Source organism: Cytobacillus sp. Bva_UNVM-123 (assembly GCF_046351715.2).
Classification (GTDB): domain Bacteria; phylum Bacillota; class Bacilli; order Bacillales; family Cytobacillaceae; genus Cytobacillus.
In genome coordinates this window covers 1075219-1095977 of the sequence record NZ_CM177772.1, presented here as the reverse complement: position 1 = coordinate 1095977, position 20759 = coordinate 1075219, and the positions used below count along the sequence as shown (strand labels likewise).

Here is a 20759-nt window from a genome sequence, read left to right as displayed (position 1 = left end):
ATTGGTTTCTCTACTCCAATCGATAAATTAAAAATCGCTCATAAACATTTTGGTCGTAACCTGACAGCATGATCTCTTCTTTCAATTCGAAGGAAGTATAATTGTCTAAAAAATACGTATAATCGTCTGAGCCATAGTAGATAATCAGCTCCATTTCCCGCTTACAATTTTCCATTGAAACTAATATATTATTAATAACCGTACGAAAAATTTGGATTGTAAAAGGATTAAAAAAGTAAAAACGATTATCAAGCGGATTAATCTCATATTCTTCAGCTAAACAGCACTGGAAATGAATCTTATCTTTTCTGTTTTTATATTTCCTCAAATATCTAATCCGATTTTCAACTGCCTCCTGATAGAAGCTTTCATTCATTTCTACACCAACAACTTCTGCATTAAATAAATAATTCATATAAAAAGTGATCCTACCTTTTCCACAACCAAAATCAACTACCCGATCACTACTTTTTAATTCATAATGATTAAACAATGATTCTAAAGCAGAATACGGAGTTGGCTCATACCGATGATAGTGGAAGGACTTATGAAATCCCCGTTGTTCTTCACCTGTTTTGATATTTAATAATCCATCAATATACCGCTCATCCATTTGTTTCTCCTCAAATAATCTTTATTTAAATGATATTGGTGATTCCTTACTTACAAATAATTTTATCATTCTTCATTGCGACAAACATCTATGAGAAAGAATTAGATTTTCACTTCACTTTTCCTCTTTCTCAGCTCGAACAGCCTTATCATTTGGACCCACCCAAAAAGCCATTGCAAGGGCTCCAACAAGAAAAACAAATGGTGCAAAAAAGATGATAAAACTTTTCATAAAAACGTCATCTCCTTCAATATATTAAGAAAAAGGATTAGCTCTTCCCACGCACATAGCTCTTATTAAATAAGAATAATCTTAAAAGAAGCCATAACGATGGAAGGAGTAAGCATAATCCAGCAATGAAAGCAGCGATGAGCGCAAATGCCATAGCTTCATTTGTAAAGCTGTCATACATCGTTAAATACGGATATAAAAGATATGGATAATGGGCAATGCCATACGCAAAAAAAGCGAACGCAAATTGGCAAGCAAGAAATCCGAAAGCAAGACCGTAATTTCTTCTTTTCCAAACGAGCCACACGGTTCCAATATAGAGCAATAATGAAGTGCCAAATAGCCACCATAAATCAACCATGCGTGAATAATGCTCTGGATTATGTCCTCGCAGCTCTATAACAATGCCAATCGCAGTAATCATTAACGGACCTGCCCAGATGAGCGCATATTTTCGTAATAAATTTGTGGCTTTTTCATCCTGTGCTTTATTGGCATACCATGTTAAAAAAACAGCAGAAATATAAAGAACCGCTGTCAAACTAAGTACAACGATGCTCCATGTGAGAGGGCTTGAAAATAAAGCCCAATAATCTAGTACAGGGGAATCATCTACCATTGAAACAAAACCGCCTTCTGAAATTGTGAGGACGATTGATAAAGAAGCAGGGATGAACAGACCTGACAAACCATACATAAAGCTATACCCTTTATGCCCTCTTGCCCCATACGTCTCAAATGCATAATACGATCCTCGAATAGCAAGCAATATGATGGAAATGCTCGCTGGAACTAGCAATGTTGTCCCATAGTAATAAGCTGTTTTCGGAAAAAAACCAACCATTCCTACGAAGAAAAAAACGAGAAAAACATTCGTAACTTCCCAGACCGGTGATAAATAGCGCTGAATAATATTCGTTAGTATATGCTCTCTTCCAAAAAGAGTATGATAGGCATTGAACACTCCAGCACCAAAATCGATTGAGGCGACAACGACATATCCGAACAAAAACAACCACAAAACGGAGATTCCTATGATTTCTAATGTCAATGAATTTCACCACCCATTCCTACACGCCGATCTTCCAATTCTTTTTCAACAGGGTTTCTTTTGAACATTCTTCTTAATACGACAACAGTGCCAATCCCTAATATGAGATATAGCCCTGCAAACAACATCAGCATGAGATCAACCTGTCCACTCGAAGTCGCAGCCTCTTCGGTTTTCATATATCCCCGCAATATCCACGGCTGTCTACCTACCTCAGCGAGCCACCAACCAGCTTCAATGGCTAAGATCGTTAGGGGGCCTCCTAACACAATTAGACGAAGGAACCAGTTGGAACGAATAAAAGACCAGCCAATAATCGATCCATAAACAAATATGGCAGATAATAAGGCCATCCACATGCCGATGAAAACCATAATATTAAATAAATAATGAATATAGAGTGGTGGTGTCTCATCAACTGGAAACTGGTCAAGTCCAATAACTTCAGTAAACGGATTATTATGGGCTAAAATACTTAATGCATAAGGAATTGTAATCGCATATTTCACTTCGCCATCCTTCATAATCCCAAATAAGATAAGGGGCGCATTCTCTTCTGTTTGAAAATGCCACTCCGCTGCTGCTAATTTCTCCGGCTGATACTCAGCTAAATATTTTCCCGAAAAATCCCCAATCATCGCTGATACAAGTGAAAAAATCATTCCAAGCTTCATCGTTAAATAAAGGGCTTTTTTGTGATAAATATGCTCAGACCCTTTCAGCATGCGAAAAGCAGCAATAGCTGCCAACACAAACGCAGCGGTCATATAAGCTGTTACAATGACATGAGCAACCTTTGTCGGCATCGCAGGATTGAACATCGCTATAAGCGGCTGCACATTCACGAGTTCTCCGTTCACTACATCAAAGCCTTGAGGTGCATTCATAAACGCATTGACAATCGTAATAAAAAAAGCAGAAAAAGAAGCACCAACCGCGACGGGAATTAACAACAGCATATGCTTCTTCTGGTTCTCAAACCGATCCCATGTGTAAAGATAAATCCCTAAGAATATCGCTTCAAAGAAAAAAGCAAACGTCTCCATAAATAATGGCAAGGCAATAACATTGCCAGCAAGCTCCATAAAGTTAGGCCATAAGAGAGACAGCTGCAAACCGATCGCTGTTCCAGTCACAACTCCTACTGCCACCGTAATAACAAAGCCCCGCGCCCATCTTCTTGCAAGCAATATGTAATGTTCATCATTCTTTTTAATCCCGATCCACTGGGCAATGAAAATCATTAATGGAACGCCAACACCTATCGTTGCATAAATAATATGGAATGATAATGTCAATTCCGTTAGTACTCGACTATAAAAAACGGCGTCCGCATTTCCCAAACCACCTCACCTCCTTAACTACCAAAAATCCTTCCCAACAACGACAGCAGCAAAATGCCAGCAACCGTGAAAGCAGTCCATACCAACAATTTTTCCTGTCTTTTATACATGTTCTTCACTCCCCACATACGAACTCAATTGATAATAAAATTCCCTTTTTTGCTAAATATTATTAGAAAAATTTGGCTTGCACTAAGTTAAAGCTGAAAACCTGCTTTAGTATGGGAGACAGTAAAACTTTATTACTGGATAAAAAAAGGCTGCCCCGAAAGCCATTTCTCAATGACTTTGGGGCAGCCCTATTTTATAGTAATCCTCCGAGACTTGTTCTTCATCATCTCCATGAAGGACATTTTACTACGAATTCCAACGGGATTTGTCCTTCAGCACCACCTTGATGGACATTTTACTACGAATTCCAACGAGACTTGTCCTTCAGCACCACCATGATTGAGCAGCCTCTTGATACTAGGTTTGAAAACACTTACCTATAAAGCGTTTTATACATTTCTTTCACTGTGTTAGAGTAGAGAGATTAGTTTAAACTGGATAAATGATTTTAACGCAATACAAGGACGTTTCAGCTAGTTTCTACTGAAATAGACTAGCTATTCCCTCAAATATTAAACTGGCTCTCATACATATCGAAATAAAACCCTTTTTCCTGTAAAAGCTCTTGATGTGTACCTGACTCAATGATTTCCCCTTGCTGAATGACTAGAATGCGATCGGCATTTTCGATCGTTTTCAAGCGGTGGGCAATAATAAAGCTTGTTCTCCCTTCGGTTAAGCGAATAATTCCCTTTTGAATTTCTATTTCGGTATTTGTATCAATACTAGATGTTGCTTCATCGAGAATCAAAATGTCTGAGTTGGCTAAAATAGCCCGCGCAATGGCTAGTAATTGACGCTGACCTTGACTTAAATTAGCTCCACCGGAAGTAATTTGTGTATGATAACCATCAGGTAAATGTTGAATATATTGGTGAGCTGAAGCCATTTTTGCCGCATTTATAACTTCCTCATCTGTTGCCTCTAAACGTCCATAGCGAATATTTTCCATAATGGTTCCTGAAAACAAGAACGTATCTTGAAGGACAACCCCGATTTTTTTCCGCAGCCCACTTAATTGATAGTCACGAATATCATGACCATCTACCTTCAATTCACCGGCGGTTACATCATAAAACCTCATTAACAAATTAATGATCGTTGTCTTCCCTGAACCAGTTGGTCCGACAAGGGCAATTTTCTCCCCTGCTTTCACTTGGAAATGGATATTTTTCAAAATATTTATGCCTTCCTCATACCGAAAGGAGACATGTGAAAATTCAACATCGCCTCTGAAAGAATGAACGGCTATAGCATTCTCTTTATCCTGTAAATCTGGCGTCTCATCCATAATTTCAAATACCCGCTCTGCACCAGCAATCGCTGACTGAAACATATTTAATAGATTTGAAAGCTGATTGATTGGTCTAAAAAATTGCCGAGAGTAAATGACAAAAGCGGCAATAATTCCAACTGTAGCTAGTTCATGAATGGTCAGTACAGCTCCAATCGCAATTACTAGTCCAAGTCCGAGGTTGTTAATAAAGTTATTAACAGGTCCTAGAAATCCAGAAACAGTATCTGCGGCCATGGCGGATTGACGTAATCGTTGATTTACATCCGAAAATTGGCGATTCATTTTTTCTTCTTTTCCAAAAAGCTTTATGACTTCATTTCCCGAAATATTTTCTTCAATAAATCCATTTAATTCGCCTAAATCTCTTTGTCTTTTTATAAAATGGCTACCACTGTACGTAATTAATTTTTTCGTCGTATACATCATTAATGGAATGACGAGCAACGTCACAATGGCTAGCACCCAATTAAGTGAGAACATTGCAATGGTAACTCCTGAAATCATCAGTACTGCCGAAAAGATTTGAATCACACTTTGACTTAATGCATTATTCAAGCTGTCGATATCATTCGTCACCCTGCTCATTAAGTCGCCATGTGTGCGCTTATCGAAAAATTTCAAGGATAAGGTTTGAAACTTATTAAATAAATCCTGCCGTAAATTTCTGATCGTCTGTAATGATACTCGAACCATCATAAATGTTTGCAGCCAAGTAAATAAGGCGGTAGCGATATAGACAGCTGTAAGTATAGCCAAAAACTTGAGCGTTCCAGTTATATTCTTTGGAATAATGTATTCATCAATGATCATCCCGATCATATAAGGTCCAAGCAGCCCTAACAAAGTAGAAAGGATCACAAAAATGACAGAAGCAATTAATGCCGCTTTTTGTTTCCCCATAAATAACCAAATTCGTCTCATCGTGCCTTTCGGATTCCTTGCCTTTGTAACCGGCACGCTCACCCCTCTCGGCCCACGGACTCGGTTCATAATATTTGAATTCGATTGTGCGGCAGACTTACTCATACATTTTCAACCTTCTTTCCACTCTGTGAAGCATATATATCACGATACTCTTTACTTTGTATAAGTAATTCATCATGTGTGCCAATCGCTGCAATTTCCCCATCATCCATCACAATGATTTGATCTGCATGTATAATGGAGGAAATCTTTAATGAAATGATCAATACAGTCGTATTGGCATATACTTCCCTTAAAGCTTGTTGCACCGCTAATTCGGACAAAGCATCAATTGCTGATGTTGAATCATCGAGTATTAAAATTTTCGGTTCGCGGATAAAGGCACGGGCCATTGAAAGCCGCTGCTTTTGACCACCTGATAGATTTGTAGCCCCTTGCATAAGCAGGTGAGAGAAATGATCATCGAACCGATGAATAAATTCATTGGCTGCTGCTGATTGTGCAGCTTGCTCCATCTCTTCTGTAGTTGAATCCTCTTTCCCGAAACGCAAATTATCCTCGATAGCTCCTGAAAACAACAATGCTTTTTGTGGAACGAATCCGATCGCATTACGGAGTTTCTCAAGCGGGAGCTCCTTTACGTTCACTCCATCTATGAAAATATCTCCTGAATCTGGGTCATACAAGCGCGGAATGAGTTTCACTAGCGTTGATTTCCCACTCCCAGTTGAACCGATAATCCCAATCGTTTGTCCAACACTCGCTTTAAACGAAATATTTTTAAGCACATACTGCCCATTTTTACTATAGCTAAAGTTTACTTGTTTAAATTCTATATCCCCTCGTATATCACTTCTTATAGAAGGATGCTCAGGCTCTGTAATATCAATACTCGTTTCAAGTGTCTGGACGATTCGCCCAGCGGAAGGAAAAGAACGCGCAATTTGCATCAATACGTGGCTGCTGCTCATTAATCCATTCATCATAATGTTTAAGTAGTTAATAAAGGCTAAAATGACGCCGACTTGAAGTGTGCCTTCATCTACCTTTATCGCTCCCATCCACAGTCCCGCGATAATCGCTATATTCACAACGAACATCATAATAGGCATTAACGTTAATATAAGCTGTTCAGCCTTCATATTTCGTTTCGTAAGCAAATCATTTACAATTTTAAAATTCTTCTTCTCATAATCATGGCGATTAAATGCTTTGATCACTCGAATACCGGCTAACATTTCTTGAAGCTTCGTATTCACCTGATCCATTGCTTTTTGGACATTCAAATAAAGCTTCCCTGACTTTACAGAAAAATAATAGATTAATAAGATCAGAATAGGAATTGCTACGAGTAATATAGGAAATAACTCTTTAGCTGTCATCCACACGATTACAACCGATCCGATAAACAACAATGGTCCCCTTACAAAAATACGTAATGTCATAATCACAGACTGTTGCATCGTCGTAATATCATTCGTCAAAATGGTGATTAATTTTCCAGTTCCAAATGAGTCGATATTTTGATTTGAAAATTGCTCCGTCTTTTTAAACACATCTTTGCGAATATCTGTTGCAAAATGAACAGCCGCTTTCGCAGCATAAATAGAGCTTCCTGCCCCGCCAATTAATCCAACGATTGCACTTACTAGCATGAAAAGTCCTAGTTTTATGACATAGCCATTATCTTGACTAGCAATGCCTGTATCAATCATCTTCTGCATAATCGTTGGTTGTAAAAGATCCATCACCACTTCAATACACATAAAAAGCGGCCCTAAAATAGCAAAAATGGTGTATGGCTTCATATATGGTAGTAATTTTTTTATGGCCTTCATTAAATTTCCCCTTACTTATTGCTGTTCTCTTTTAAACGATTGGTCATTTCTTCGATAAAGGCGATTAACTCAAGGACATTTTCACGATTGCCCCGTGCTTGCTTCACAGCTTTCCGAAATTCTTTTTCCCACTGCTCCATTGCTGCTCTCAGTTGTAGCGACTCTTCGGAATTTTTCCAGATCATCTTCTCTTTCCATTCAGTCCAAAAATCGCCTTCCATATTCCTGCTTAATTCATCTAACCGTTTTTTTCCATTTTCATTAATAAAATAAACCTTTTTATCAGATTCAATATGTAATTCAATCAAATGTTGTTCCAATAATTCTTGAAGTGCAGGATAGACTGTTCCAGCGCTTGCTGAATAAGCACCGTTCGATCGTTCCTCCAACTGCTTCATAATTTGATAGCCATGCATCGATTCTTCCTTTAATAAATGCAAAACAGCCAGTTGCACAAACCCTCTCCGTTTTCTCATTTCAATCCCCCTTTTTATATCGATAATTATAATCGATATATCGTTAATTAACAATCGTAATATATCTATTACAATTTTTAGGAAATATTATTGACAATCAAACTTTGCTTCGTTATTATTTATTCCAATAAAACTACTCGGAATTAATTGTTTTGAATATGATAAATAGAACGTTTTGATTTCAAACCATTTTTGGAGGGGAAAATGTTGGGGAGCTTATTTGTAAAAACAAAAACTCAAAAATTATGGATAGAAAAGCTGCATAGTAAAAAAGAAAGCTTTAAAAATCGTGCAGCTGAAGTGGATGAACTCGCAATCTTTCCAAAAGAAAATATTCATGAATTGGTAAAATTAGGATATTCGAAAATTACACTTCCGGAGGAATATGGTGGGGAAGGTTTGAAAGTATATGATATGATTCTTTTCCAAGAAACACTTGCAAGTTTCGATGCCAATACGGCACTTTCTATCGGCTGGCATGTTGGTGGGGTTGGTGAGATTTATGAAAATAAGCGTTGGAACGAGCAGCAGCTAAGCTTATTTGCAGAAGAAGTTGTGAAAGGAGCTTTAGTGAACCGAGCTGTGAGTGAGGCGCAAACTGGGAGTCCAACTAGAGGCGGCCGTCCTGAAACTTATGCGATTAAACAGGGCGACTATTGGATTATTTCTGGACGAAAAAACTTTACGACAATGTCTCCAGTATTAACACATTTTCTAACGTCAGCATGGATTGAAAAAAAACAAACAACCGGATTTTTTCTCATATCCAAAAATGTAGAGGGATTAAATATTGAAGAAACATGGGATGTGATCTCTATGAGAGGTACAGGAAGTCATGACCTTGTTCTCCAAAATGTAAAAGTTCCTAATTCCATGCTTGTTGAACTTTTTGAAGGGCCACGAGGGAATGAATTGAATGGCTGGCTTCTCCATATTCCGGCTTGCTATTTAGGCATTGCCCAAGCCGCACGAGATTATGCCATCCATTTTGCGAATCATCATTCTCCGAATAGTATTGCTGGGCCAATTAGCCAGTTGGAAAATGTACAGCGATTGATTGGCGAAATTGATTTAGAGCTTATGCAAACAAGACATTTCCTCTATAGTGTTGCAGAGGCTTATGATGATGAAGAAAGAAGAGTATATCTTACAAATGAACTCGGTGCTGTCAAACATGCTGTTACGAACTCTGCCATCTCGATAGTTGATAAAGCAATGAGAATTGTCGGCGCCAAAAGTCTTCAGCGAAGCAATCCTTTACAAAGATATTATCGGGATGTAAGAGCTGGCTTGCATAACCCCCCGATGGACGATATGACAATCAAAAAATTAGCTTTATCTGCAATTAAGTAAGCAGGACAGGGGAAAAGATTCATTATCCCATTTCATTTTTACTGGGTGTACGAATCTATCCCTCTGTCCCTATTTTATTTTTTCAGCTCTTTTCCAAAGTTCTCTACTTGATGTGGTTACGGCAAGTGCTCCTGCATTTATAGCACAGGCCATTTCATCGATTGTTTGCACAAGTCCGCCTGCAAGGATCGGAATTTCTATCTTTTGTGACATTTCTTTAATGACGCTAGGAATCACCCCAGGGAGAATTTCAACGTAATCTGCCTTTGAATTTTTCAAGATCATATAGCTTTTTTCAAGTGCTTGAGAGTCAAGAATGAAAACTCTTTGAATAGCAATTAATCCCTTTTGCTTTACCTTCAAAATGACATTCGATCTCGTTGAAATAATCCCGAATGGTTTTATCTCTTGGCATAAGTATTCAGTCGCATATTCATCATTCTTTAATCCTTGAACAAGGTCAGAGTGAATCAGAATTTTCTTCTTTTTCTCTTTTGACATTTGTGAGACCTGTCTTAATTGAGCAATATGAGTATCTAGAAAAATACCATACTCATAACTGCTGTCAAGAAAAGTTTCAAACTGTTTCATGTTTTTAACAGCTGGGATAATTCTTTGACCATTAAAGCTCATGTTCTCACCTTTCATAAAAATTTAGTTAATAGTTCGATTACTTCTTCTTCATCACTGCCATTTATCACTACTCGAATCGTCTCTCCTTGTCCGATCGAGGCTGTCATCATACTTAAAACACTTTTCGGATTATATGTTTTTCCACCGACATGAAACTCTACTATACTTTGAAATCCATTTAGTTTTTTAACAAGTTCAGCGGCAGGACGGGCATGAAGTCCCTTTTCTATCGTAACGGTTATCTCTTTTTCTATCATTATGCTCACCTCAACTATATGCTGCCTATCCTAATTTATTCAATCCTTTTGCACCTTCTGCTGCAGTGATTACTTCAGCTAAGTCACCGCCTACGCCTGATTCAACAATTGCCGCATAAGCACCTTCTACTAAAGGAGCATCAGCAATTTTTATATGCCAGCTCTCATCTAGCATCTCAAGCGCCATTTCTGCATTAAGAAGTGCACTACCTAGATCAAAAATAATCGCTACCCCTTTTTCAGAATAGACTGATTCAATGGCGCTTTTGATTTTGAATACATCTGTACCGATCTCTTCCTCTGCCGTGCCACCTGCAACAGCAAGTGGTACATCAGCTTGGATTTGTTTCAGTAAAGCTGCTAGCCCGTTGACAAGATCGGTGCTATGTGAAATGAGTACGATCCCAACATAACTCATATTCTTGCTCCTTTAAAAATGTTTGCTAGTTCATTGAAGAAATAATAAGATGAAGCTGCACCTGGATCAATATGACCAACTGAACGTGGACCAAGATAAGATGCGCGTCCTTTTTTCGCTTCTAAATGGGATGTATCTAGCATTCTTTCTTCTACAAAATCGGTAAACTCCTCCCAATCTAATTCATCTTTATGAATTTCAAGAAAATGGATGGCTGGCTCCCATACATCGATCATCGTCTTATCTCCAATAGCCGCTTTCCCTCTTTGCTTTAGGCCTTCTAGAGAAGCTGAAAGAGCCTCAATCAAGTCTGAAATCGTCATCTCTTGTTTGTCTTTCAACGGTAAAGCTGCTTTTAAAAAGACCGTACCATATAATGGACCTGATGCCCCTCCAATTTTCCCTAATAATGTCATCCCAATATCTTTAAATAAACTACCTAAATCTACATATGATGCTTGCGCCGTTTTTTGTGCTGCTTCTTTAAACCCTCTTGACATATTAATGCCGTGGTCCCCATCGCCAATTGCCTGATCAAGCTCTGTCAAATAGGCTTTATGCTTTTCATACGATTCACTTACATGTTGAATCCATGCTTTCGTTTCATTTATCCCGAATCCCATGATGGTTATCCCTACTTTCTAAAAGCTACTGTATCTGCTTTCGCGTCCAGCAGCTCAGTTAATTGATCATCGAGTCGAAGAAGTGTTATGGAGCAGCCTGCCATTTCAATTGAAGTCATATATTCCCCAATAAAGGTTTCATGTACAATGATTTCACGCTCTTTTAACACTTGAGCTAGTCTTCTATTTACAATATAAAGCTCCATTAAAGGTGTAGAGCCGAGTCCATTGATCAAGACGGCAACCTTGCTATTTTCCACTAATTGTAAATGGTTTACTATTTTTGATAATAAAATGTCTGTCACTTCATCTGCTGTTCTAATCGCCATTCTTTCGATTCCTGGCTCTCCGTGAATTCCAGTGCCAATTTCGATTTCATCTTCTCCAATTGAAAAACCTGGCTTCCCTGCAGCTGGCACTGTACATGGTGTTAAAGCCATTCCCATTGAGCAGAGATTTTCAATTACATGATTCGCTGTAGCTGCTACCTCTTCTAAAGAAGCTCCAAGTTCTGCCTTTGCTCCAGCAATTTTGTGTACAAAGATCGTTCCGGCAATTCCTCTTTTTCCGATCGTATACGTTGAATCTTTAACAGCAATATCATCGTTTACAATGACCTTTGCAACTTGAATGCCCTCTGCTTCCGCCAATTCTGCAGCCATTTCAAAATTCATGACATCGCCAGTATAGTTTTTAATAATGAGTAAGACACCTTTTCCACCATCCACTGCTTTAATCGCTTCAAACACTTGGTCTGGTGTTGGTGAAGTAAATACTTCGCCTGCTACCGCTCCATCTAGCATACCTAAGCCAACGAATCCACCATGTGCAGGCTCATGCCCGCTGCCTCCCCCACTGACGATCCCAACTTTTCCCTGCACTGGTGCATCAGCACGAACGATGACAGATGTATTTGGAACTTGCTTAAGCCTATTCGGGTATGCTGCTATAAAACCCTCAACCATTTCTTGCACAACTTGATCAGGATGATTAATTAGTTTTTTCATCTTTTATCCTCCTCTAATTTTTATGCTAAGGTTGATGAAAGATCTCCTAGTTGTTTTTACTACTAAATATTTATGCAAATATCATGCCAACTCAAAAAGTTTAGAGTTGCGCTCATAGATTACTCATTTTCGGGGAATTTTTCTCAAGCTTTTGATACTTTTTCCCAAGTAAATGCTCCAATCGATATTTTCTTAGCTTACTTGCAGCCGTTTTATGGGTTATTCCAAGTGCTTGAGCTAACTGATTATAGCTAGGATAGTGTGGTGCAGCCTGTTCAAAAATTTGTTTTTCATAGTGGGCTAGAGGCAAAATTTCATTATTGATTCGCTGACTAGGTGAAGCTTGTCCACCATTTCTAATATAATCAGGCAAATCTTTCATAAAAAGCGTCTGCTCTTCTGTTAATGCGATCGTCCGCTCAACAATATTTTGCAGCTCTCGTATATTTCCTGGCCAGTGGTAGCGCCCCATTGCTTCTAAAAAACCTGTTTCATAATATTTGATACTTTTTCCCAACTGAGCATTGAATATTTTTAGAAAATGATCGACTAATAACGGAATATCATCTTTCCGGCTCCGAAGTGGTGGTAAATGGATCGGGATAATATTTAACCGATAAAACAAATCTGCCCGAAACTTCCCTTCATCGACTAACTGTTGAATGTCTAAATGTGTGGCTGCAATGACTCGTACATTTAACTTTATAATTTTCTTTCCGCCTACACGTTCAATTTCTCTTTCTTGAAGAACTCGGAGAAGCTTTGACTGTAAATCTAAATCTAGATCCCCAATCTCATCAAGAAAGATCGTTCCATTATTGGCAAGCTCGAATTTTCCTTGATGCGTTTTGATCGCACCAGTAAACGCACCTTTCTCATGGCCAAATAATTCACTTTCAATTAAATTATGAGGAATAGCCGCACAATTAACACGAATGAATGGTTCCTTTTTCCGTTTACTTGATTCATGAATAGCCCTTGCGACAAGCTCCTTGCCTGTACCTGTTTCACCTGTTATTAAAACAGTTGAATTTGTCACTGACACTTTATTCGCTATTGTTAAGCTTTCTAGTAATATTTCACTGTTACCAATGATTGAGTGAAAAGCATGATTTAGCTGTAAATGCTTTGATAATTCTTTCTCCAAATACTCCGTTCGTTTTTCCATTACGTCTAATTTTTCCAACAATGCCTTCATTTCATTATAGGGGCTTAATGAGAGGACAATTCCTTGAAACTCCTGTTCTATGACAATTGGATTCATCGTTAAAATAAATAAACGTTCTTTTGAAAATCTCTTCATCATATTTACGGTTTTTTTCTCTTCCTTTAACTTCTTCCAATCCTTTTTGCTCATAAAGCTTTCAATCGATTTTTTTATGTGCATTTGTGAAAGAAAAAAATCCATCTGTTCATTCATGTACATAAAGTTTCCTGTTTTATCAGTTAAAGCAATGAGCTCAGAAACAGAGGCAAGCACAAGGTTCAAGCGCTCTTGTAGCTCCTTTTCTCTTTTTAACTCAAAATGAACTTTTTCTAAATAGGAGATATCTTGGAAAATGGAAACAGCCCCAATAATCATTGAATTAAAAAAGATCGGGGCCCGATTTACGAGAATGGTATAATTTTTTAATACTTGTTTTTCTGCAATATGCGTTTCACCTGATTGAAGTATTTCATGGAGCTTCGAGTGTGGAATCACTTCATCTGCACGTTCGTTTAATAGCTTGCTAGCTGGCATTTCAAACAGTTGTGCAGCAGCCTCATTCACAAAAATAATCATATTTTCTTTGTTAACAACAATCATCCCATTCGGTAAATTTGCAATGGCCTCCTGAAGGATAACAGAGTTCTCCATAAGAAGCCGATCGGTTTCCGTGTAACGATAATCTTCAAGTTCAGTCTGTTCAAATAACTGTTCAATTTTATATAAAATAGAGTCTGCAACTTCCTTGGCAAAACAGATCGTAAACTGCTCACCTTGCCCAATTTTTAGAGAGACTAATGATAGTAAGTTTATTACGTCCACTTGTTTTCCACGAAATTCAACAAAAATATTTTTTAATATTTCACTATCTTTTATTTCCTTTTTCAACATTGTGATAAGTGCAGCTGCAAGCCTAACATGTAGCCCGTTATTCCGATGAACAATAACCGTTAATTTTTGCATGAACTTGTCGCCCGCCTTTTGTGAAGCTCTATTTTTTCCAATTATTCTTAACTATATCAAACAATACAGGCTTTGTTCATTATTGTCCTCTTCCAAATGAAATTAACGGATCATAGCAAGTTCATTCTCAAGCTCTTTTTCACGTATATTTCTTGTTTCTTCATCCCAATGAAAATAATTACTCATATAGTCAATGACAGCCGCTTTATATGTTTGAACTAATTGAATATCAAATAAGATAGCGCCAGTTCTCCTGAAAAAGAAGTCGACTGGTGTAGCCGTCATTTCTGCTGCTAACGCATAATGAAGCTTGGCAAAAAGAGTTTTTGGCAAGCCGCTTTTTTCCAAATTCGTTGCATTTTCTTCAATGAATTGAAAGACAACAGGGACATTTGATCCATATAATGCTGCTAAATGATTCGCTTCTTCCTCTGTTAAGCCAACTGTTTGACCTGCTTTTGTTTGTTCTGCAATGTAGTTTAGCCATTTTGCTGAACCTCCAACATCACCACCAGAAATTCGTAAATCTCTCGTTTGACAGCTCTTAAAGGCCATTTTTTTCTCCTCTTTAAACTGATTTACAACGAGATCTACGATCGTTGCAGCCATTTTTCGATAGCCTGTTAATTTTCCACCTGCGATTGTGATTAAACCTGATTCAGATTGCCAAATTTCATCCTTTCTAGATATTTCCGACGGATCTTTTCCCTCTTGCCAAATAAGCGGTCTTACTCCAGCCCAGCTTGATTCAATATCATCATCGGTGATTCTTACTTCAGGAAACATAAAGTGAATGGCCGAAATAAGATATTCACGATCTTCTGCCGTCATCCTCGGGCTGATCGGATCAATGTCATAGAAAGTATCTGTCGTTCCAACATATGTTTTCCCCTCTCTTGGAATCGCAAATACCATCCGCTTATCTGGTGTATCAAAATAGACGGCTTGTTTAAGAGGAAAACGTGAGCCATCAATGACGATATGCACACCTTTCGTCAGTTTTAATGTTTTTCCATTATTCGAACTGTCTAATTCACGAATGGTATCAACCCAGGGACCTGTTGCATTAATAACTTTTTCTGCAGTCAAACGATATTTTTCACCTGTTAATTGATCACATACGAGCACACCAATAAGTCTGCCATTTTCGTACTGTAGCTCCTCAACCTTGGCATAATTTAATGCAAGCGCCCCATTTTCTACCGCCTTTTTTAAGACTTCGATTGTCAGTCTTGCATCATCTGTGCGATATTCAACATAATAGCCGCCGCCTTTTAGTCCTGCCTTCTTTAATAACGGCTCCTTTTGTAATGTTTCTTCAGCTGTTAACATCTTTCTCCGCTCTGTCTTTTTCACGCCGGCTAAAAAGTCATACACTCGTAAGCCAATCGATGTGCTGAATTTCCCAAAGGTCCCTCCAGCATGTAAGGGCAGGAGCATCCATTCAGGTGTTGTCACATGTGGGCCATTTTCGTAAACGATCGCTCTTTCCTTCCCAACCTCGGAAACCATTTTCACTTCAAATTGTTTTAAATAACGCAGACCTCCATGTATAAGCTTTGTTGACCGGCTTGACGTCCCAGCTGAGAAGTCCTGCATCTCGACAAGTGCTGTTTTCATTCCACGAGTTGCTGCATCTAAAGCAATACCTGCACCAGTAATGCCACCCCCAATTATTAGCAGATCATGATGGATCGTTTTTAACTGTGTAATAAGCTGATTGCGATCTTTATTCGAAAACTTGATCAATGACATCTCCTTCTTTCTAAGAAAAGCACAAGCACCTTATTTAGCAATGTATGAAGAAAGTTCATAAATTGCTATGGATAGGAGCTAAACACTCTTCTAAATTAAAAATTTAATCTATTCAAAGGCAGGAGAACAAAAAGACCACAAAATTCACTATCGATTGGGCGATAATGATTTTGTGGTCTCTCCGTTTCTCCTACCGAGCTATTAACTTACTTATATTATATCATAATTTTGTTTCGAAAAAATAGGGAGAGGTCTTATTTAAAAACCATTGTAGCTTGAACAGCTTTTTTCCAGCCGTCATAAAGTGAAGTTCGAGTTTCCTCTGTCATCACCGGCTCAAATGCTCGATCAATCGCCCATTGTGTTCGAATTTCCTCTTGAGTTTCCCAATAGCCGACAGCAAGGCCAGCAAGATAAGCCGCACCAAGTGCCGTTGTTTCGCTAATTACTGGTCTTTCAACTGGCACATTCAAAATATCGCTCTGGAATGCCATCAAAAAGCTATTTTGTACTGCACCACCATCGACCCGTAATGTTTTTAATTCGATACATGAATCAGCCTCCATTGCAGAAAGTACATCCTTCGTCTGGTAAGCCAGTGATTCTAATGTTGCGCGGACAAAATGCTCCTTTGACGTTCCTCTTGTTAAACCAAATATTGCTCCTCTTACATCACTATCCCAATAAGGTGTTCCTAATCCAACAAATGCTGGTACGACATATACACCATCAGTAGACTCCACCTTTTCTGCATAGCCTTCACTATCTTTTGCATTTTTCAACATTCTTAATCCATCACGCAGCCACTGAATGGCAGATCCTGCAACGAAAATACTACCTTCTAAAGCATATTCAATTTTTCCATTAATGCCCCAGGCGATTGTTGTAAGCAAACCATTTTTTGATCGTACTGCGTTATCTCCCGTATTCATTAACATAAAACAGCCTGTTCCGTAAGTATTTTTTGCCATACCTTTTTCAAAGCATGCCTGACCAAATAAAGCAGCCTGCTGATCGCCTGCCGCTCCAGCAATGGGTACTTCATGTCCAAAGAAATGATAAGTAGTTGTTTTTGCGTATATTTCCGAAGATGGTCTTACTTCTGGAAGCATCGCCTTTGGAATCGTTAGGATTTCAAGGAGCTCATCGTCCCACTTCAAATCATAAATATTAAATAATAATGTTCTTGAAGCGTTGGAATAATCAGTTACATGGGCTTTTCCTCCAGAAAGCTTCCATATTAGCCATGTGTCAATTGTTCCAAATAAGAGCTTTCCTTCCTCTGCCTTCTCTCTTGCTCCTTCAACATGATCAAGAATCCATTTTACTTTTGTGCCAGAAAAATAAGAATCAATTAATAATCCTGTCTTTTCACGAAATAGCTCGTTATAGCCCTTCTCCCTCAATTGCTCACAAATTTCATTCGTCTGTCTAGATTGCCATACAATTGCATGATAAACTGGTACACCTGTTTCCTTATCCCAAACAACCGTCGTCTCACGCTGATTCGTAATCCCAATTCCTTCAATCTGTTCTGGCTTTACGCCTGACTCAGAAAGAACACTTGCAATAACCGCAAGAATGGAACCCCATATTTCATTCGCATTATGTTCTACCCAACCTGGCTTCGGAAAATGCTGCGTAAACTCCTTTTGGGCAATATGAACGATTTCACCTTTCTTATTAAAAAGAATAGCTCTTGAACTTGTCGTTCCTTGATCTAAAGACATAATAAACTTTTCCATTATTCTCCCCCGTTCAATTTTTTTAGTTTCTTGGAACAAGCTAAGCTGCGACTTTCGATGTGTCTGTATCTTTAAATTTATTTTTACTAACTACATATACTAAAAATAGTACTACGACCGTTATGCCTAATACAATCCAAGTCGTACTTGTGAATTTTCCTAAGAAAGCCATTTGATAAAAGATGGTTCCAAGTGATCCACCGAGCATCGGTCCAACAATCGGAACCCAAGCATAACCCCAATTTGATTTTCCCTTTCCTGGTATCGGAAGAAGAAAATGAGCAATTCTTGGCCCAAGATCACGGGCTGGATTAATGGCATAACCGGTAGTTCCACCCAGCGACATCCCGATGACAACGATTAATAATCCAACAGCTATCGGATTTAAGCCATCTGTAAATTGATTCGCTCCAATGAAAAGAAGGCCAAGAACAAGAATAAATGTACCTATCATTTCACTTAATAAGTTGGCAAATGGGTTAGGAATGGCAGGACCTGTTGAAAAAACAGATAATTTTGCGCCTTGATCATCTGTTGCCTTCCAATGTGGCAAATAATGAAGAAAGACAATAACTCCCCCTAAAAACCCACCGAGTATTTGGGCAAGAATATAACTCGGCAAATCCCCCCATGGGAAATCACCATTGATCGCAAGACCTAATGTAACAGCTGGATTCAAATGAGCACCACTAATTGAACCTACAGCAAATACCCCCATTGTCACAGCTAGACCCCAAGCTAGCGTAATGACAATCCACCCACCTCCATTTGAATATGTTTTCTTTAAATTGGCGCCAGCAACTACTCCACCCCCAAAAACAATTAAAATCATCGTTCCTACTAATTCACCCATAAATGCTGTCATATTTTTTCTCCTTTCCCTTTTGGAAGCTTTTTGCAACAAAAAAGGAGATCCACAACAGAATAAACCTTTTCTAAAGGCTAAACTGTGTGAATCTCCAAATCTCCGTCACAAATTATTAACTTGTTAGTTGAAGTATACTAGCTACTGAAAACGCTGTCAATAGAATTTTTTGAATATTGAACCGACATGATTTGCATGTTTTAAATCCGCATTATTCTTCATTTTTTTGTGTTTTTACGATTAATACATCACAATGTGCGGACCGGGCAATATTTTCTGACACACTCCCGATAAACATATGCTCAACAGCATTCAAGCCTGTTTTTCCACATATAATCAAATCCGCTTTAATCACTTTCTTAGCTTTCTTCGTAATCGCTGCTTTCGGAGAGCCAAATTCCAATAAGGTGCTTACCTTTTGAAGTCCAGCCTCCTTAGCCTTTTTCAAATACCGCTGTAAAAGTTCATTGCCAAACTTTTCGGCTCTTGCTTTAATTGAGGCAGCATCAGATGGATATACTCTTAGTTCATAAATATGTACAATATGCAATTCCGCATCATTTCGCTTTGTGATTTCAATTGCTTTTTTAAAAGCCCAATCCGCTTCATCCGATCCATCAACTGCTACGATGATATTTTTATAAGTTAAACTCATTCTCATCTCCTCCTATTATCGATTTTAACTATTTTTATTTAAATTGGAATCTTTATTTCGAAGTTTATTAAAAATTTTGTCACTTCTTTCTTTTGCTCGTTCATGAACACAAAAAAAGAGGGTATCCCAAAGTATAACTTAGGGCACTCTCTTTATCTATGTTCTTATTAACCTGTATGTTGATTTCCGTTCCAGACGCTTCGCTTTCCGCGGGGCAAACGCTGAGCCTCTCGTCACTTACGCTCCTGCGGGGTCTCACCTGTCCGCTTTTCCCGCGGGAGTCTTCGCGTCTTCCACTCCAATCAACTCAGCGTAAAAATTAGGATGAACTTTGACATAAAAATCGTTAATTTAATTATTTCTTCTTTTTGATTCTCTTAGATAATCTTCCAAGTGCAAAAGCCCCAGCTGCTACACCGATAACTGTATTCGTCCTTTTATTAAATACTTGCTTCACAACAAGATTTAAGTTTTGTGGTCTTTCAGCAAGGCGGCGCATGAAATAGCCATACCAGTCTTTTCCAAAAGGCACATATGTGCAGAAGTTATAGCCTTCACTTGCTAATTTATATTGAAGTTCTTTTCTGAAACCATAAAGCATTTGGAATTCAAATTTATCATTTGGAATTTGATTCTTTTTCACAAATTCTTTCACATGATTAATAATATTATGGTCATGTGTTGCAATTGATGTGAATTTTCCGTTCAGCAAATGCCACTCAATTAACTTAATATAGTTTGCATCAATGTCTTTCTTATCTTGATATGCATATTCATCCGGCTCTTTATATGCACCTTTAACAATGCGAAGACGGAAATTTTTATACTTTTGAATATCTTCTTCAGCTCGATAGAAATAAGCTTGAATAACAGTGCCAACATTATCATAATTCTTCGAAAGATCATCTAGAATATCGAAAGATGGCTGTAAATGACCATAGTCTTCCATATCGAAGTTAACAAAGATATCATAACTGTTTGCTTTTGCAACAATTTCTTCTAAATTACTTAAGCAGAAGTCATAATCAATATCTAACCCTAATTGCGTTGGTTTTAGTGAAATATGAGCATCGACTTTATGCACATGAATCGCTTCAATTACGGCAAGGATCTGTTCTTTTGCTTCTGTAGCCTCTTCTTTTTTGAAGACAAACTCACCTAAGTTATCAACTGTACATGAGATTCCATGTGCATTTAATTCTTTAATACTTTGGATCGTTTCTTCTATATTCGTTCCCGCAACGACATTTTGCGCACCTAGCTTTAAGCCATACTTTTTCGCTGCACTATTAAGAAATTGGTTTTGGGAAAGGCCCATAAATAGATCTTTCAACATAGCGATAACCCCTAACTGTTATTTTTTCAAAATAATTATAGCATATATTAGTAATAAT

The 20759-nt window shown here is 38.1% G+C and carries 19 protein-coding genes; 1 reads left to right on the top strand and 18 read right to left on the bottom strand.

Translation table 11 applies throughout. From position 1 onward, the window contains the following. Positions 1–10: 10 nt before the first annotated feature. The 7 genes from KDN24_RS05295 to KDN24_RS05265 all read right to left on the bottom strand — a co-directional run bounded on the left by KDN24_RS05295 (position 11) and on the right by KDN24_RS05265 (position 7884). On the bottom strand, positions 11–613 hold the full coding sequence (locus tag KDN24_RS05295; protein WP_409971303.1) for a class I SAM-dependent methyltransferase: 603 nt from the start codon (positions 611–613) through the stop codon (positions 11–13). A gap of 114 nt (positions 614–727) precedes the next feature. Beyond that, positions 728–844, bottom strand: coding sequence for a cytochrome bd oxidase small subunit CydS family protein (gene cydS, locus KDN24_RS05290; RefSeq protein WP_409971302.1), 117 nt, complete (start codon positions 842–844; stop codon positions 728–730). Positions 845–881: 37 nt separating this feature from the next. Then, entirely contained in the window at positions 882–1895 is a 1014-nt protein-coding gene (locus KDN24_RS05285) for a cytochrome d ubiquinol oxidase subunit II (RefSeq protein WP_409971301.1), read from the bottom strand. Next, entirely contained in the window at positions 1892–3238 is a 1347-nt protein-coding gene (locus KDN24_RS05280; protein WP_409971300.1) for a cytochrome ubiquinol oxidase subunit I, read from the bottom strand. Before KDN24_RS05280 ends, KDN24_RS05285 begins: the two co-directional genes overlap by 4 nt. A gap of 616 nt (positions 3239–3854) precedes the next feature. After that, on the bottom strand, positions 3855–5636 hold the full coding sequence (locus KDN24_RS05275) for an ABC transporter ATP-binding protein (protein ID WP_409971321.1): 1782 nt from the start codon (positions 5634–5636) through the stop codon (positions 3855–3857). Positions 5637–5668: 32 nt separating this feature from the next. After that, on the bottom strand, positions 5669–7408 hold the full coding sequence (locus KDN24_RS05270; RefSeq protein WP_409971299.1) for an ABC transporter ATP-binding protein: 1740 nt from the start codon (positions 7406–7408) through the stop codon (positions 5669–5671). A gap of 11 nt (positions 7409–7419) precedes the next feature. Beyond that, positions 7420–7884 carry a PadR family transcriptional regulator gene (locus tag KDN24_RS05265; protein ID WP_409971298.1) on the bottom strand — a complete coding sequence of 155 codons (465 nt, stop codon included), beginning with the start codon at positions 7882–7884 and terminating at the stop codon, positions 7420–7422. Positions 7885–8088: 204 nt separating this feature from the next. Between KDN24_RS05265 and KDN24_RS05260 the strand changes: the two genes are divergently transcribed. After that, complete coding sequence (locus tag KDN24_RS05260; RefSeq protein WP_409971297.1) at positions 8089–9237, top strand: acyl-CoA dehydrogenase family protein; 1149 nt, start codon at positions 8089–8091, stop codon at positions 9235–9237. A gap of 69 nt (positions 9238–9306) precedes the next feature. Here KDN24_RS05260 and KDN24_RS05255 read toward each other — a convergent pair whose 3' ends face one another. The 11 genes from KDN24_RS05255 to KDN24_RS05205 all read right to left on the bottom strand — a co-directional run bounded on the left by KDN24_RS05255 (position 9307) and on the right by KDN24_RS05205 (position 20701). Then, positions 9307–9870 carry a glycerol-3-phosphate responsive antiterminator gene (locus KDN24_RS05255; protein WP_491348331.1) on the bottom strand — a complete coding sequence of 188 codons (564 nt, stop codon included), beginning with the start codon at positions 9868–9870 and terminating at the stop codon, positions 9307–9309. 11 nt (positions 9871–9881) lie between these two features. Beyond that, positions 9882–10127 carry an HPr family phosphocarrier protein gene (locus KDN24_RS05250; protein WP_409971295.1) on the bottom strand — a complete coding sequence of 82 codons (246 nt, stop codon included), beginning with the start codon at positions 10125–10127 and terminating at the stop codon, positions 9882–9884. Positions 10128–10152: 25 nt separating this feature from the next. Beyond that, positions 10153–10545 carry a dihydroxyacetone kinase phosphoryl donor subunit DhaM gene (gene dhaM / locus KDN24_RS05245; protein ID WP_409971294.1) on the bottom strand — a complete coding sequence of 131 codons (393 nt, stop codon included), beginning with the start codon at positions 10543–10545 and terminating at the stop codon, positions 10153–10155. Next, positions 10542–11168 (bottom strand): dihydroxyacetone kinase subunit DhaL, encoded by a 627-nt coding sequence (dhaL, locus tag KDN24_RS05240; protein ID WP_409971293.1) that lies wholly within the window; start codon positions 11166–11168, stop codon positions 10542–10544. Before dhaL ends, dhaM begins: the two co-directional genes overlap by 4 nt. An 11-nt stretch (positions 11169–11179) precedes the next feature. Next, a complete protein-coding gene (gene dhaK / locus KDN24_RS05235; RefSeq protein WP_491348330.1) occupies positions 11180–12175 on the bottom strand; it encodes a dihydroxyacetone kinase subunit DhaK in 996 nt (331 codons plus the stop codon). Positions 12176–12287: 112 nt separating this feature from the next. Further along, positions 12288–14345 (bottom strand): sigma 54-interacting transcriptional regulator, encoded by a 2058-nt coding sequence (locus tag KDN24_RS05230; protein ID WP_409971291.1) that lies wholly within the window; start codon positions 14343–14345, stop codon positions 12288–12290. 102 nt (positions 14346–14447) lie between these two features. After that, complete coding sequence (locus tag KDN24_RS05225) at positions 14448–16091, bottom strand: glycerol-3-phosphate dehydrogenase/oxidase (RefSeq protein WP_491348466.1); 1644 nt, start codon at positions 16089–16091, stop codon at positions 14448–14450. A 263-nt stretch (positions 16092–16354) separates the two neighbouring features. After that, positions 16355–17845 (bottom strand): glycerol kinase GlpK, encoded by a 1491-nt coding sequence (glpK, locus tag KDN24_RS05220; RefSeq protein WP_409971290.1) that lies wholly within the window; start codon positions 17843–17845, stop codon positions 16355–16357. A 40-nt stretch (positions 17846–17885) separates the two neighbouring features. Then, positions 17886–18710 carry an MIP/aquaporin family protein gene (locus KDN24_RS05215; RefSeq protein ID WP_409971289.1) on the bottom strand — a complete coding sequence of 275 codons (825 nt, stop codon included), beginning with the start codon at positions 18708–18710 and terminating at the stop codon, positions 17886–17888. A gap of 211 nt (positions 18711–18921) precedes the next feature. Continuing rightward, positions 18922–19365: a universal stress protein gene (locus tag KDN24_RS05210; RefSeq protein ID WP_409971288.1), complete on the bottom strand. Its 444-nt coding sequence runs from the start codon at positions 19363–19365 to the stop codon at positions 18922–18924. Between the two features lie 355 nt (positions 19366–19720). After that, the gene (locus KDN24_RS05205) at positions 19721–20701 is read right to left on the bottom strand and encodes a proline dehydrogenase family protein (RefSeq protein WP_409971287.1); all 981 of its coding nucleotides are present in this window, start codon (positions 20699–20701) and stop codon (positions 19721–19723) included. Positions 20702–20759: the final 58 nt, after the last annotated feature.

Bases quoted from the DNA above. Each gene is read 5' to 3' on its own strand.
- KDN24_RS05295 (WP_409971303.1), bottom strand. From the start codon at position 613: ATGGATGAGCGGTATATTGATGGATTATTAAATATCAAAACAGGTGAA.
- cydS (WP_409971302.1), bottom strand. From the start codon at position 844: ATGAAAAGTTTTATCATCTTTTTTGCACCATTTGTTTTTCTTGTTGGA.
- KDN24_RS05275 (WP_409971321.1), bottom strand. From the start codon at position 5,636: ATGAACCGAGTCCGTGGGCCGAGAGGGGTGAGCGTGCCGGTTACAAAG.
- KDN24_RS05270 (WP_409971299.1), bottom strand. From the start codon at position 7,408: ATGAAGGCCATAAAAAAATTACTACCATATATGAAGCCATACACCATT.
- KDN24_RS05265 (WP_409971298.1), bottom strand. From the start codon at position 7,884: ATGAGAAAACGGAGAGGGTTTGTGCAACTGGCTGTTTTGCATTTATTA.
- KDN24_RS05260 (WP_409971297.1), top strand. From the start codon at position 8,089: ATGTTGGGGAGCTTATTTGTAAAAACAAAAACTCAAAAATTATGGATA.
- KDN24_RS05255 (WP_491348331.1), bottom strand. From the start codon at position 9,870: ATGAGCTTTAATGGTCAAAGAATTATCCCAGCTGTTAAAAACATGAAA.
- KDN24_RS05250 (WP_409971295.1), bottom strand. From the start codon at position 10,127: ATGATAGAAAAAGAGATAACCGTTACGATAGAAAAGGGACTTCATGCC.
- dhaM (WP_409971294.1), bottom strand. From the start codon at position 10,545: ATGAGTTATGTTGGGATCGTACTCATTTCACATAGCACCGATCTTGTC.
- dhaL (WP_409971293.1), bottom strand. From the start codon at position 11,168: ATGGGATTCGGGATAAATGAAACGAAAGCATGGATTCAACATGTAAGT.
- dhaK (WP_491348330.1), bottom strand. From the start codon at position 12,175: ATGAAAAAACTAATTAATCATCCTGATCAAGTTGTGCAAGAAATGGTT.
- KDN24_RS05230 (WP_409971291.1), bottom strand. From the start codon at position 14,345: ATGCAAAAATTAACGGTTATTGTTCATCGGAATAACGGGCTACATGTT.
- glpK (WP_409971290.1), bottom strand. From the start codon at position 17,845: ATGGAAAAGTTTATTATGTCTTTAGATCAAGGAACGACAAGTTCAAGA.
- KDN24_RS05215 (WP_409971289.1), bottom strand. From the start codon at position 18,710: ATGACAGCATTTATGGGTGAATTAGTAGGAACGATGATTTTAATTGTT.
- KDN24_RS05210 (WP_409971288.1), bottom strand. From the start codon at position 19,365: ATGAGTTTAACTTATAAAAATATCATCGTAGCAGTTGATGGATCGGAT.
- KDN24_RS05205 (WP_409971287.1), bottom strand. From the start codon at position 20,701: ATGTTGAAAGATCTATTTATGGGCCTTTCCCAAAACCAATTTCTTAAT.